Consider the following 13263-nt stretch of genomic DNA (forward strand, 5'->3'; position numbering starts at 1 on the left):
CGGCCTCATTCCTTCGGCCTTAGCGATACCCCCTTAATGGTTAATACTTCTTGACGGAGGGACGGGACCTTGCGGTTAGGCAAGGACTCTAGAGTTTGTCTGATTTTAACTGAAGCTTGTCCCGAATATCGTCATGCCCGGCCCCAGAGCCGGGCATCCATTCGTTGGGGCGCCCAAGGACTGGATGACCGGGTCAAGCCCGGCCATGACGGGGCAAGGGGTCGTTTCCACCTAAACCTGACGGACTCTAGTCGCCGAAGGCGACCAAAATGCGTCCGGACTTCATACGGTTGAGCAGAACTATGCCGAGCGTGACACCGCGTACGCCCAAAAAGATGAGGAAGGCCGCCCATAACCCGGCATTGGCGAAGGCCGGCATCAGCACCGCCCAGGCGACCAGAAACACCGCGAGCGATAGCAGCATCATGTTGCGCATGTCGCGCGACCAGGTGGCGCCGATGAAAACGCCGTCCAGCTGAAAGGCGCCGGCCGCCATCACCGGCACGAGGGCAGCCCAGACCAGGCTGGTGCCAGCGTCCGCGCGCACATCGGCGGCGGTCGTCAGCAGGGCGACGAAGTCCTGGCCGAAGACGAGATAAACCAGGGTGATGGCCGCACCGGAGATGAGGCTCCAGCCGAAGGTCAGCCGCACGGCGCGGCGGAAGCCGCCGGTATCGCGCGCGCCGATCATGCGGCCGGCCATCTGTTCCGCCGCCGCCGCGAACCCGTCCAGGCAATTGGCGCTGAGCGCGAAGAACTGCATGTGAATGGCGTTCGCCGCGAGCGTCGCCGCACCGAAGACCGCACCCTGGCGGGTGAAGAAGGCGAAGGTGAACAGCAATGCCAGACTGCGGATCAGCGTGTCGCGGTTCAGCACGCCCATCTGCCGCCAGCCTGTGCCGTCGCGCCATGCCGCCGTCAGACCTTGACCGAGCAAGGGACCGGTCGACAGCCTTAGCCATACTAACCCAGCGACGAAGGCCAAGGTCTCACCGCTGACCGCCGACAGGGCAGCGCCCCGCACGCCCCAGTGCAGCACAAGAACCGTCCAGATACAGCACAGGATATTTGTGCCGTTGAGGATGAGTTGCAGGGCCAATCCCGCTATGGCGCGGCCGCGCCCGAGCAGGGCGCCGAGGATCGCGTAATTGCCGAGTGCGAAGGGCGCCGACAGAACGCGGATCACGGCATAGCTGGCCGCCGCCTGCAACACCGTGCCATGCGCGCCGAGCAGCGGCAGGCCGATGCGGATTTCCCATCGTCCGAGGACCAGAATGACAAGACCCAGCCCGACGGCGAGGATGAGCGAGCGTTGCAGGATGGCCTTTGCCTTGTCCGTGCGGCCCGCGCCCAGCGCGATGGCGGTCAGCCCCAGCGTCGTGCTGCGCAGGAAATTGAGGCTGTTGAACAGAATATCGAACAGGATGGCACCGATCGCGATCCCGGCCGAAAGGTCCGCCCGGCCGATCTGCCCGATCGCCGCGATCGACACCGCGCCCACCAAAGCGGTGCTGAGATAGGCGAACATCATGGGGAAGGCGATTTTCAAAACCGCGCGGTGGGTGATCTCCTCGGCCTGCGGCAGCATCGTCATGCCGTTTCGGCTGGCTCTTGCCCACGGAAATTCCGCACCAGACGCGGCATGGTCAGCCCCTGCGCGATGATGGTGAAGACGACGACGGCGTAGCAGACCGGCAGCAGATGCCCCCGGGGCGCGGCCTCGGGCAGGCTGAGCGCGAGCGCCACCGAAATGCCGCCGCGCAAACCGCCCCAGGTCAGGGCGGCGATCGCATGCCGGCCCATCACCTCATGCAGCCGGAGCAAGTAAATCGGGATGATCACGCTGACGGCGCGGGCGAAGAGCGACAGCGCAATGGCGATGACGCCGGCCAGCAGATCCAGCCCGGTGATCGGCACGGAGACGACTTCCAGCCCGATGAGCAGAAACAGCAGCGTATTCAGCAATTCGTCGATCATCGACCAGAAGGTCATGACGTGATGGCGCGCGACCTCGCTCATCGCTGTCTGGCCAGCTTCGCTGCCCATGGCAAGCCCGGCCATGACGACGGCGATCGGGCCCGAGAGGCCAAGCCCATTGGCCAGGCTATAGGTGCCGGTCGCCAGCGCCAGGGACAGCATGAGTTCGAGGTTGTAGTCATCCACCCGGCGCATCAGCCGCAGCGCGACCCAGCCGGTCACGAAGCCCAGGATACCGGCGCCGACGGCTTCGATGAGGAAGGAGGAGATGACGCCGGCGACCGTCTCGGCATGGCCGCTGGACGTCGCGACACCCAGCAGCACGGTAAAGACGACGACGCCGACACCGTCATTGAACAAGGCCTCGCCCGCGAAGATGGCGCGGAAACCGGCCGGCAGGCCAAGGCGTTTGAGCAATCCCACGACCGAGACCGGGTCGGTCGGCGCCAGGATCGCGCCCACGACCAGACACCAGATCAGCGGCACGGCAACGCCGAGTGCCGCGAAGACCAGCCAGATGCCGATGCCGAAAACCGCGACGGCGATGATGGTGCCGAAGGTCGCCAGCGCCAGCACCGTCCATTTCCGGTGCAGAAGCTCACGGATATCGACATGCATGGAGCCGGCGAACAGCAGAAAGGCCAACGCCCCGTTCATCAGCGTCGAGGGCAAATTAACCGTATGCAGCAGCTCCAAGGCCCAGTGCCGGAAGCTCCAGGGCGCGATCAGCGGATCGAGGGCGACGGCGATGACCGAGACAGCGAGGGCGATGATCAGCACGCCGGTTGAGGCATGCACGCGCAGCAGCCGGTAATTGATGATGCCGAAGACAGCCGACAGCGTCAGCAGAATGGCGATAAACCCCAGACCGTCCACGTCTAGGATTGTCCGGTGACGGTCTGGCAGGTCAAGGCGCGGCGGCCGGAGGTCGGCAGCTCGGCACGCTCCCCCACCGCCGTCAGGTGCTGCGCCATCTGGTTCAGCGTCGCGGGTCCGTCACCGCGCGCCAGGCTGTCGATCAGCGCCTGATGCTCCTGCACCGCGCATTGACCGGAATGGGGCAGGTGCTGGTCGGATAGCAGCAGGGAGCAGCGGGAGACGAGTTCCGCGACATAGCGCGCCAGCAAAGGGCTGCCGGCGGCTTCCGCCAGGCGGACATGAAATTCGCCGGACAGGCGGATCGATTCCGCACCGCCGTCGTTCAGCGCGCGCTCCTCCTCGGCGACATGGGCGCGCAGCGTGGCGAGCGTCTCCTCGGGCAAGGTGCCGTCCGTCAGCCGGCCGATGACGATGAGTTCGATGCTGCGCCGCAGGTCCAGAATATCGGCGGCTTCGTCCGGGCTGGGCTTGGCGACGCGCGCATTCTGGTTGCTGGGACGGACGACGAGCCCTTCGGCGATCAGACGGCCGAAAGCCGCCCGGATGACGGTGCGGCTGACGCCGAAGCGCTGGGCGATGTCGCCTTCCGGCAGTTTGGTGCCGGCGGGCAGGCGCCGCTCGATGATATCCCGGCGGATGGCGGCATAGACCTTGTCCGGCCCATCACCGGCGCGGATCGGGGCTCTGCGCGGACGGGCGCCAGAGTCTGGCTTTCGGGTCGGTTCAGGGTCGGAGAGAGCAGGGGCCATGGCCCTGCCAGTCCTAACGAAAGCGGGCTGCCTTGGCCATGGCGATCGGCATGGCCAAGGCATTTAGGGCGAATCACAGTCAGATGGAATCATCTGACTGTGTGAAGATGCGCGCAAAAACAATAATCTAGAGCAGGAAACGCGCTAGGCGGATTGTCGCGTTTATCGCAGCAGCGCCGTCGCCTCAGCCCAGACCTGACGCATGATCTCGCTGACCGGTTGCGGCCGCGCCAGTTTCGCGGATTGCCCGGCCCAGGCCTGCATCCGGTCCATATCACCGGCAGCGTTTGCGGCCGCGCGCATGGGGGCGGTCAAGCCGCGCTGCACCGGATAGGGCGCCGGCTGCGGCGCGTCCGCCTGGGCCGCGGCGCGGCTGAAGGCGCCTGCGATCGTCCGTCCGGCACGGCCGGAAAAGGCGCGGGTCAGCATCGTGTCTTCCGGCGCGGTCTGGCCGATCGCCTCGGCCCAGGCGGCGCTGATCTGAGCCTCCGGACTGCGCAGGAAACCGGTCCCGATCTGCACGGCGCTCGCGCCCAGCAGCAAAGCCGCCGCGATCCCGCGTCCATCGGCGATGCCGCCTGTGGCGATGAGCGGGACGGTCAGGCGATCGGCCAGGATCGGCAGCAAGGAAAACAAACCGACCGCCTGCCCTTCGGCGCGGCTCGCGTCGAAGGCGCCGCGATGGCCCCCGGCCTCCGCCCCTTGGACGATGATGGCATCCGCGCCGGCCGCTTCGGCCGCCAGGCCCTCGGCCAGGGTAGTGACGCAGGCAAACCAGGCGATCCCCTGGGCTTTGATCTGGTCCAAGACGCTCGGGGGATAAAGGCCCATGATGGAGGAGACAACGGCAGGCCCGGCCGCCAGCACCGCCGCGCATTGGTCTGCAAAGTCGAGCGGAGCCGCGTCACCGGCCTCCGCCGGAACCGGCGGCCCCCAGCTGTCAAGAAAGCTGCGTTGCCGGGCTTCCAGGTCAGGATCGCGGACAGGATCGGGGTCCGGTATCCACAGATTGATCTGAAAGCCACCGTTGCTGCGGCTGCGAAAGGCAGCGGCCCAATCGGCGATGCCGTCGGGCGTGGAGAGCAGCGCCCCCAGCCCGCCCAAGCCGCCGGCATTGGCGACGGCGGCCGCCAGTTCCGGCGGACAGGCGCCCGCCATCGGCGCCTGCAGGATCGGCACGCCGAGGCCGAAGCGGTGGCAGAATGCCTCAGCCCGGGCGCGGGGGGGTGTCATGGCATGGGGCTCCGATTGTCCGACGCTGGGACGATAACGGTATTTTCCGGAGGATTGGACAATAGGGGCGTAGGCGGTGATATTATGGGCATATACATATAATGGTCCGAGGCAGGATGTTCAGCTGCCGCTCGCCCAGACCGCGTAACAGTCCCTGTCGAGGATGATATGGCCCCGATCCTGACCGCCCAGACCATCCAGTCGCCCCGGCACAGAACGCATTACTGGGAAGCCGGTCCAGCCGATGGCCCGCTCATGGTCTTTATCCATGGCTGGCCTGAGATCGGGTTGATGTGGCGGGCGCAGATGGAGGTTTTCGCGTCCGATGGCTGGCGTTGCATCGCGCCCGACATGCGCGGTTATGGCGGATCCTCGGCGCCAACCTTGTCCGAGGACTATGCGTTTGAGGAAATCGTCCAGGACATGGTCGAACTCCATGACCATCTCGGCGGCGGCGCGGCTATCTGGGTCGGCCATGACCTGGGATGCCCGGTCATCGGGCTGTTGGCGGCCCATCACCCTGACCGCAGCCGCGGGATTGTGCTGCTCTCCGTTCCTTATTTGCCGCGGAGTTTCGCGCTGCCGAGCCTTATCCCGCTGGTCGATCGGACGCTTTACCCGGCCGATCCTTATCCGGACGGGCAGTGGGACTACTACCGCTTCTATCTCACCCATTTCGATCAGACAGTCGCGGACTTCAACGCCGATATTGCAGCGACGCTGTCAGCGATCTATCGGCGCGGCAGCCCGGAGTCCATCGGACAAATCTCCCGCTCCGCCAAGGTCACCGCCCTTGGCGGCTGGTTCGGTGCGGCGCGTCTTGCCCCGGCGATAGCGCCCGATACCGCGCTGTGGCCAGCGGCCGATTTCGACGCGCTGATCGCGGCCTTCCGCGTCACCGGTTTTCGTCCCGGCAACGCGTGGTATCTGAACGACGCGGCCAATATCGCCTACGCCGATAGGGCGCCCGATGGCGGCGGTCTGCGCCAGCCCTTGCTGTTCATCAACGGCGCGTGGGACAGCATCTGCGATATCAACCGCAGCCGTTTGGGAGAGCCCATGCGCAACGCTTGCGCGCAGCTTACCGTGACGACGATCGAGGCCGGGCATTGGCTGCCGCTTGAGCGTAAGGCGGAGGTTTCCGAAACGATCGCGTCCTGGCTGCACGCGCAGAAACCGTAATAGTCCAATTCTCAAAGCAGATTTTAAGACGGTTCGGGAGGATTGTGATGAAGCAAAGTTACATAGAAACGAACGGGATCACCCTCCATGTCAGCGAGGCCGGCGCAGGGCCGGCCGTCGTCTTCTGTCACGGTTTTCCCGACACGTCCTACACCTGGCGCCGACAGATGATGGCCGTCGCTGCGGCGGGCTATAGAGCGATCGCGCCGGACATGCGCGGCTATGGGCGAAGTTCCGCTCCGGCTGACGCGACCCTGTACACGCCTCTGCAAACAGCGGGCGACCTGATCGGGCTGCTCGACGCGCTGCAGATCCCCAGCGCGGTCCTGGTGGGTCACGACTGGGGGGCGACGCATGTCTGGAACGCCGCGATGATGCGCCCTGACCGGTTCAAGGCCTTGTTCTGCCTCAGCGTGCCTTATGTGCCGCGGGGCGAGGTGAGCGTCTTCAAGCGGATGCGCGCGGCCGGCCATCAGGACCGCTTCTATATGTTCGAGCAGATCAAGCCGGAGGCCGATCACATTTGGGCCGAAGCCGCGGTCACCATTCCGGGCATTCTCTACTGGGCATCGGGCGCCGCGCCACCGGACCAGCGCTGGAGTCCCATGGACCCCGCGCGAAACTTTCACCGCCCGGCGCCGGGACCGCTGCCATCCTGGGCAGATCCCGCCTATGTCGCGCATAGCATCGCGGAATTCCAGCGCACCGGTTTTCATGGGGCGCTGAACTATTACCGCGCAGCGGAGCCTTATTTTTACCTCTCCGCCGCATTCAAAGGCGCGAAGATCGCTCAACCGTCTTTTTTCATCTGGGGGAAGGCTGACGGTTTGAAGGAACTCTATCCGCTGACGCTGGACCAGATGCGCGCAGGGCTTCCAGGGCTGCTGGGCGGTTTGGAACTCGACAATATCGGCCATTGGGTCCAGCACGAAGCGGCCGAGGTGGTGGATGCCGAGCTTTTGGCCTTTCTGCGCAAGGTCAGTCCAGCCTGACCCTTAAGGTGAAACGCGGTAAGCGCCGGACGCTCACAGACCCTCGTCGAAATCCTCCGCCGCGATAAGGGCGAGCGTCTCGCGAAGAGCCCTTGCTGTCTCGACGCCAAATTTATGCTCGAAGCGTGTCTGCGCAATCTCCCAAAGGCCAGCGGTTTCGCGGAGTTTGATCTGGCCCTGCTGCGTCAGCTTCGCCCGCCGGTTGCGCCTATCCTCGGGGTCGACCTCAAGGGCGACCAAGCCGTCTCTCTCAAGCGGCTTCAGATTATGGCCGAGCGCCGAGCGATCCAGCACCAGGGATGCCGCGAGCTGGCCCATGGTCGGGCTTTCGAACCGCGCGATGTTCAGCAGAATGGATCGCTGTGTGGAGCGCAGACCTGTCGGTGCCAGCACGGAATCATAGAGTTGCGAGACCCGGCGCGTCGCTTTCCGCAGCGCCGTGCTGTTGCATCGATTGAGGTCGCCGAGCGCCGTACTCTTGTCGTCTGGTCGCCCGGTCGAGGCCGCCTGTTTCCGCAAGGTCCTATCCCTTCAATCGTCACGCGCCAGATCCGCCGCAGCAAACGCCCTGGATCGCAAATAGGGGCATATCGCTGCCTATGCGACAAACCGCGCTTCCCTTGATAGAAAGGGGGCACTTGCCCATAATATCGCGGAAGCTTTGTCTGGCAAAACAGTCATGGGGAGAACGGGATGTCGACCGCCGTGCAGGAAACTACGCAGGACCACCCGTTGCTGGATAACCCGATCTGGCAGGCTCTCAATTCCAGGCATCGATCCTTCAATCGCGGGACGGGTCAGGCCGCGCGCTATCCCGCCGGTATCTCCCGGTTCGCGGCCTTGGAGCGGCCTGACGCAGCGGCGTTCGATGATCTGGCAACCCTGGTCCAGCCCGGCGAGACGGTGGCGTTTTTCACCGCCGAGCCGCTTGATCTGCCAAAGGGATGGGAGGTTTTGCGCGCGCGTGCTTTGGACCAGATGGTTTGCGAACGTCTGACAGGCAGCGCCGCGCCGTTGACGCTGCCCTTGGAGACAAAGGACGTCGGGGAGATGCTCGCCCTCGCCTTGGCCACTGAGCCGGGGCCGTTTTCCGAAGGTACGATCCGCATGGGGCGCTATTTCGGATTTCGATCCGAGGACGGCCGGCTTGCCGCAATGGCAGGCGAGCGCCTTTGCCTGACAGGCTATAGCGAGATCAGCGCTGTTTGCACCGACCCGGCCTTTCGGGGGCGCGGCTACGCGAAAGCGCTGGTAGTGGGGCTGGCCGCTATGGCTCTGGCCGAAGGCAATCTGCCTTTCCTGCATGTCAAAACGGAGAACGGCGCCAGGGGGCTATATGAGGCGCTCGGCTTCCGCCTGCGCCGCGCCATTCAGTTGACGGTTCTCAGCCGGAAAAGCGCCTGACCCGATCAGGCGCTTCCTATGTCCGGCAAAGAACGGGACGATCCCATCAGGGCCGCGACCCTGATGGGATCGGCTTTTACAGGCCGACGGCCTTCATGCCTTCGGCCGGGTAGCGATGGCCTTGGAAGGCGTCGGGCGGCAGAATGCGGTCGATCTCTGCCAGTTCCTCGGCCGACAGGGTGACGGTCGCGGCACCGAGGTTTTCTTCTAGGAATTTTCTCCGTTTCGTTCCCGGAATAGGAATAATGTCCTCCCCCTGCGCCAGGACCCAGGCGAGCGCCAATTGTCCCGGCGTGCAGCCGCGCGCCTTGGCGAATTCCGCGATCTTATCGGCCAGATCGACGTTCTTCTGAAAATTCTCGCCCTGGAAGCGCGGCATATTGCGCCGCCAATCGTCCGCCTCCAGATCGTCCGGGCTTTTGATCTGCCCGGTCAGGAAACCGCGGCCGAGCGGGCTATAGGGGATGAAGGCGATGCCGAGTTCGCGGGTCACTGCCAGAATCTCAGCCTCCGGGTCTCGGCTCCAGAGCGAATATTCCGTCTGCAATGCCGCGATCGGATGCACCTTCGCGGCGCGGCGGATCGTCTCCGGCCCGGCCTCGGACAGGCCCAGGTGAAGCACCTTGCCCTCGGCCACCAGTTCCGCCATCGCGCCGACCGTCTCCTCGATCGGGACATTGGGGTCGACGCGATGCTGGTAATAGAGATCGATGACGTCGAGGCCGAGGCGCTGCAGGCTCGCCTCGCAGGCCGATTTCACATAGGCCGGATCGCCGCGCACCGGGCCGCGCTTGCCCTCGCTGTCCCAGGTATTGCCGAATTTGGTGGCGATGACGACATGATCGCGCACCGGACCCAGCACGCGCCCGACCAGCTTCTCGTTCTCGCCCATCCCATACATATCGGCGCTGTCGAAGAAGGTCACGCCGAGTTCGACCGCGTGCTGCAGCGTCGCGATCGATTCCGCCTCGTCCCGGCCGCTGTAATAGGCGGACATGCCCATGCAGCCGAGGCCGATTTCACTGACCAGGGGACCGTTGGTCCCTAATTTCCGTTGTTTCATTTGCTTGCCTCAGCCTTCCGGAAAGTCGGCGCCACGCGTCGTCTCTTCCCAGGTATCAAAATCGGTTTTCAGCATGTCGAGTTTCTGCCGCGCGCCGTCCATGGCCATTGCGCCGAGCAGAAGACGCAGCGGCGGGTTCGGCGCCGCCACGACATCGATGATCGCCTGCGCCGCGCGGATCGGGTCGCCTTTCTGGCTGCCGCTATAATCCGCCATCATGCGCAGCCGCGCATGGACCGTGCTGTCGTAATCCGCGATGACGGTGTTCGAACGACCCAGCGACCGGCCGGCGAAATCGGTGCGGAAGGGGCCGGGTTCCACCAGCAGGACCTTGATGCCGAGGGGCGCGCCCTCCTGCGCGAGGGATTCCGACATCGCCTCCACCGCATGCTTGGTCGCGGAGTAATAGCCGCTGCCGGGGAAGGCGCGCAGTCCGGCGATGGAGGAGAGGTTGACGATGAAGCCCGCATGGCGGGCGCGCATGCCGGGCAGCACCGCTTTGGTCATGTCGATCAGGCCGAAGACATTGGTATCGAACATGGCGCGGATCGGCGCATCCTCGCCTTCCTCGATCGCCGACATATAGCCATAGCCGGCATTGTTCACCAGCACGTCGATCTGGCCGAATTTCTGTTCGGCCTGTTTCACGGCATGGCCGATGGCATCGGCGTCGGTAACGTCAAGCGCCAGCGCGAGGGCCTTATCCTCATGCCCGTCGACAAGGTCGGTGATCTTGGTGACGTCGCGGGCGGTGGCGACGACGCGATAGCCCTGGCCCAGCAGCAAGGTCACAAGATCGCGGCCGAAGCCGGTGGAGCAGCCGGTGATGAACCAGACAGGGGATTCTGATGTCATATTAGGATTTCTTTCCTATTATCCGTTGATTCAGCGATCAACCATCGCCATAGCGCGTTCGGCATAGCGTGGGCCGGAGATTTTGCCCGGTGCCAATGCGTCTTCAAGTTTCGAGATATCGCCGTCATCCAGCCGGATCGCGGCCGCCGCGACATTGGCGTCCAGATTGGCGGTATGGCGTGTACCAGGGATAGGAACAAAATCCTCTCCCTTATGCAAAACCCAGGCGAGGGCGATCTGCGCCGGGGTCGCGCCCTTGGTCGCGGCGATCTGCCGCACCGCGTCCGCAGCCTGCATATTGGCGTCGAAATTCGCCCCCTGATAGCGCGGATCGTTACGGCGGAAATCGGTTTCCGGATAATCCTCCGCGCGCTTGACCTGACCGGTCAGGAAGCCACGCCCGAGCGGGGAGAAGGGCACCAGGCCGATGCCCAGTTCCTGCAGCGCCGGGATGACATCCGTCTCCAGATTACGTTCCCAAAGCGAATATTCGCTTTGCACGGCCGAGACCGGCTGCACCGCATGGGCGCGCTTTATGGTGCTCACGCCCGCTTCGGACAGACCGAAATAGCGCACCTTGCCGGCGCGGATGAGGTCCGCGACCGTTCCAGCCACATCCTCGATCGGCACCGACCGGTCAACGCGATGCTGGTATAGAAGATCGATATGATCGGTGCGCAGGCGTTTCAATGACGCTTCGACCGCCTCACGGATATGCGCAGGCCGGCTGTCGGTGCCGGTATTTTTCCCGTCTTCGATCTTGAAGCCGAACTTGGTGGCAATGGTTACCTGATCCCGCTTGCCGCTAAGCGCGCGGCCTAGCAGATCCTCATTGGTGAAGGGACCATAGACCTCGGCGGTGTCAAAGAAAGTGCAACCAATTTCAATGGCCCGATGAATCGTTTTCATCGATTCCGATTCCACCGCCGGCTCGTAGGACTGGCTGAGCCCCATGCAGCCGAGGCCGATTGCCGAAACCTCCAGGCCCTGACGGCCGAGAGCGCGTTTCTGTAAGGCCATGTATTTCCCCGTTACAGCATCTCCAGCGACGACTTGCGACGTGGAGGCGGAAAGGCCCGGTCGATCTCGGCCAGGTCTTCCGCGGTGAGTTGAAGCGACAAGGCACCCAGGTTTTCCTCAACCCGGGCCAAGGTCGCGGTTTTTGGGATTGTGACGACACCAGGGTGGCGGATGCCCCAGGCCAGGATGACCTGTCCCGGTGTCGCGTTATGACGGTGAGCGACGCCGGCAATCGCGGCGTTTTTCAGGACCGCACCGCTCTGTCCGAACGGTGTATAGGCCATGATGGGAATTTGGTGGGACTGGCAGAGCGGCAGCAGGCTGTATTCAATGCCCCGCGACTGAGGGTTATACAGCACTTGGTTCGCGCTGCATTCTGTGAGATCGGGAATATCTTCCAGGTCGTCGACGTCGAAATTGGAAACGCCCCAGGCCCGAATCTTGCCTTGAGCCTTCAATGTCTCGAAGGCGTCAATGGTTTCGGAGACCGGAACGCCGCCACGCCAATGCAATAGATAAAGGTCCAGGGTCTCGATACCAAGATGGGTCAGGCTGCCTTCGCAGGCGCTGATGGTGCCCTTGCGGGTCGCATGGCTCGGCGCCACCTTGCTGACGATGAAAGCGCTGTCGCGGCGGCCAAGGATAGCCTCGCCGACGACCCGTTCAGATCCGCCATTGCCATAGATCTCGGCCGTGTCGAGCAGCGAGATGCCAAGGTCCATCGCCTTCTGAATGACGCGGATTTCGGCGGCCTTGTCAGACCTGGCTTCGCCCATGCGCCAGGTGCCCAGCCCCATCACGGGCAGGCTGCGTCCGTTCGGCAGATCGACCGTTCTCATTTTGTGGTTTTCTCCTCGGCCATGCGCAGCAGGCGCAGGAAATTGCCGCCCCACAGGGCCGCGATCGCCTGCGTGTCATAGCCGCGGCGTATCAGTTCCGCCGTCAGATGCGCGCTCTCGCTTGCATCGCGGAACCCGACCACGCCGCCGCCGCCATCGAAATCGGTGCCGATGCCGACATGCGCAATCCCCATATGCCGCACCGCATAGTCGATGTGATCGACATAATCAGACAAAGTGACCTCGGTCTCCTTCGATCCGCGCTTGAGGAAGAAGGAGACGAGGGTGATCTGCATCAGCCCGCCGCTTTCGGCCAGCCGGTCCATCTGCTCGTCATCCAGGTTGCGGGGGTGATCGCAGATCGCGCGAACCGAGGAATGGGTCGCGATGACGGGCGTCTGCGACACGTCGATCGCCTGCAGCATGGCGGTTTTGGCGACATGGGAGATATCGACCAGCATGCCCAGCTTGTTCATGCGGGCAACGACGGTGCGGCCGAAATCGGACAGGCCGCCATGCAGTTCGGGTCCGTCGCCCAGGTCCTTGCGCGGCACGGCGCTGTCGGAAATCTGATTGTGACCGTTATGGGTCAAGGTCATGTAGCGGGCGCCGAGCGCACGGAATTCATCGAGACGGTTGAGGTCCAGGCCCAGGGCATAGCCGTTTTCGACGGCAGGAATGACGGCGGGCGCGCCATCGGCGCGGGCGGTTTCGATTTCGGCGACGGTGGTGGCGATGCGGCCGGGCAGGCGGGTGGCGTCACCATTGTCCTCGCCCATCTCATGAATGGCGCGCAGCATGGCGGTGGCACGCTCATAGGCGGCCTGGAATCCGGCCTCGTCATTCTTGCCTTGCGGGATATAGGCCGCGAAACAGCCGGCCCCCAGGCCGCCGCGCCGCATTTTGGGCAGATCGACGCGCCTTGGCCCGTCCTCGAAAGGACTGGCGCCGGGCGGCCAGGGAATGTCGATATGCGTGTCGATGGTCAGCAAGGCGTCGTGCAATTGCTGTTCAGTCTGGGTCGGAGCGTTCATAGCCCAAGGCTTCGCCCAGAAGCGGTTTCCGTCAAG

General features: G+C 64.1%; 13 protein-coding genes. 3 read left to right on the top strand and 10 right to left on the bottom strand.

Features of this window, described 5'->3' with window-relative positions; all coding sequences use genetic code 11:
- Window positions 1-247: 247 nt before the first annotated feature.
- The 4 genes from ACELLULO517_RS17235 to ACELLULO517_RS17250 form a co-directional block, all read right to left on the bottom strand.
- Window positions 248-1594, bottom strand: a complete 1347-nt coding sequence (locus tag ACELLULO517_RS17235; protein WP_227308639.1) for an MATE family efflux transporter — start codon at window positions 1592-1594, stop codon at window positions 248-250.
- Window positions 1591-2853 (bottom strand): cation:proton antiporter, encoded by a 1263-nt coding sequence (locus tag ACELLULO517_RS17240; RefSeq protein ID WP_227308640.1) that lies wholly within the window; start codon window positions 2851-2853, stop codon window positions 1591-1593. Before ACELLULO517_RS17240 ends, ACELLULO517_RS17235 begins: the two co-directional genes overlap by 4 nt.
- A gap of 2 nt (window positions 2854-2855) precedes the next feature.
- A complete protein-coding gene (locus ACELLULO517_RS17245; protein ID WP_227308641.1) occupies window positions 2856-3605 on the bottom strand; it encodes a GntR family transcriptional regulator in 750 nt (249 codons plus the stop codon).
- Window positions 3606-3767: 162 nt separating this feature from the next.
- Window positions 3768-4838 carry an NAD(P)H-dependent flavin oxidoreductase gene (locus ACELLULO517_RS17250; protein ID WP_227308642.1) on the bottom strand — a complete coding sequence of 357 codons (1071 nt, stop codon included), beginning with the start codon at window positions 4836-4838 and terminating at the stop codon, window positions 3768-3770.
- A gap of 168 nt (window positions 4839-5006) precedes the next feature.
- Between ACELLULO517_RS17250 and ACELLULO517_RS17255 the strand changes: the two genes are divergently transcribed.
- Both ACELLULO517_RS17255 and ACELLULO517_RS17260 read left to right on the top strand, forming a co-directional pair.
- A complete protein-coding gene (locus ACELLULO517_RS17255; RefSeq protein ID WP_227308643.1) occupies window positions 5007-6020 on the top strand; it encodes an alpha/beta fold hydrolase in 1014 nt (337 codons plus the stop codon).
- A 47-nt stretch (window positions 6021-6067) separates the two neighbouring features.
- Complete coding sequence (locus ACELLULO517_RS17260) at window positions 6068-7012, top strand: alpha/beta fold hydrolase (protein WP_227308644.1); 945 nt, start codon at window positions 6068-6070, stop codon at window positions 7010-7012.
- Window positions 7013-7045: 33 nt separating this feature from the next.
- Here ACELLULO517_RS17260 and ACELLULO517_RS17265 read toward each other — a convergent pair whose 3' ends face one another.
- On the bottom strand, window positions 7046-7531 hold the full coding sequence (locus ACELLULO517_RS17265; RefSeq protein WP_227308645.1) for a MarR family winged helix-turn-helix transcriptional regulator: 486 nt from the start codon (window positions 7529-7531) through the stop codon (window positions 7046-7048).
- 174 nt (window positions 7532-7705) lie between these two features.
- Here ACELLULO517_RS17265 and ACELLULO517_RS17270 point away from each other — a divergent pair, with 174 nt between their 5' ends.
- Window positions 7706-8416: a GNAT family N-acetyltransferase gene (locus ACELLULO517_RS17270; protein WP_227308646.1), complete on the top strand. Its 711-nt coding sequence runs from the start codon at window positions 7706-7708 to the stop codon at window positions 8414-8416.
- A 76-nt stretch (window positions 8417-8492) separates the two neighbouring features.
- On the opposite strand, the gene ACELLULO517_RS17275 is transcribed toward ACELLULO517_RS17270, so the two are convergent.
- Genes ACELLULO517_RS17275 through ACELLULO517_RS17295 form a run of 5 tightly spaced genes read right to left on the bottom strand, consistent with a single transcriptional unit; the run spans window position 8493 to window position 13227 of the window.
- On the bottom strand, window positions 8493-9479 hold the full coding sequence (locus tag ACELLULO517_RS17275; protein ID WP_227308647.1) for an aldo/keto reductase: 987 nt from the start codon (window positions 9477-9479) through the stop codon (window positions 8493-8495).
- Window positions 9480-9488: 9 nt separating this feature from the next.
- Window positions 9489-10334, bottom strand: coding sequence for an oxidoreductase (locus tag ACELLULO517_RS17280; RefSeq protein ID WP_227308648.1), 846 nt, complete (start codon window positions 10332-10334; stop codon window positions 9489-9491).
- 30 nt (window positions 10335-10364) lie between these two features.
- Window positions 10365-11354: an aldo/keto reductase gene (locus ACELLULO517_RS17285; protein ID WP_227308649.1), complete on the bottom strand. Its 990-nt coding sequence runs from the start codon at window positions 11352-11354 to the stop codon at window positions 10365-10367.
- 11 nt (window positions 11355-11365) lie between these two features.
- Window positions 11366-12193 (bottom strand): aldo/keto reductase, encoded by an 828-nt coding sequence (locus ACELLULO517_RS17290; protein WP_227308650.1) that lies wholly within the window; start codon window positions 12191-12193, stop codon window positions 11366-11368.
- Entirely contained in the window at window positions 12190-13227 is a 1038-nt protein-coding gene (locus ACELLULO517_RS17295) for a dipeptidase (protein WP_227308651.1), read from the bottom strand. Before ACELLULO517_RS17295 ends, ACELLULO517_RS17290 begins: the two co-directional genes overlap by 4 nt.
- Window positions 13228-13263: the final 36 nt, after the last annotated feature.

This window comes from Acidisoma cellulosilyticum, assembly GCF_020621385.1.
In the GTDB taxonomy this organism is placed as follows: Bacteria; Pseudomonadota; Alphaproteobacteria; order Acetobacterales; family Acetobacteraceae; genus Acidisoma; species Acidisoma cellulosilyticum.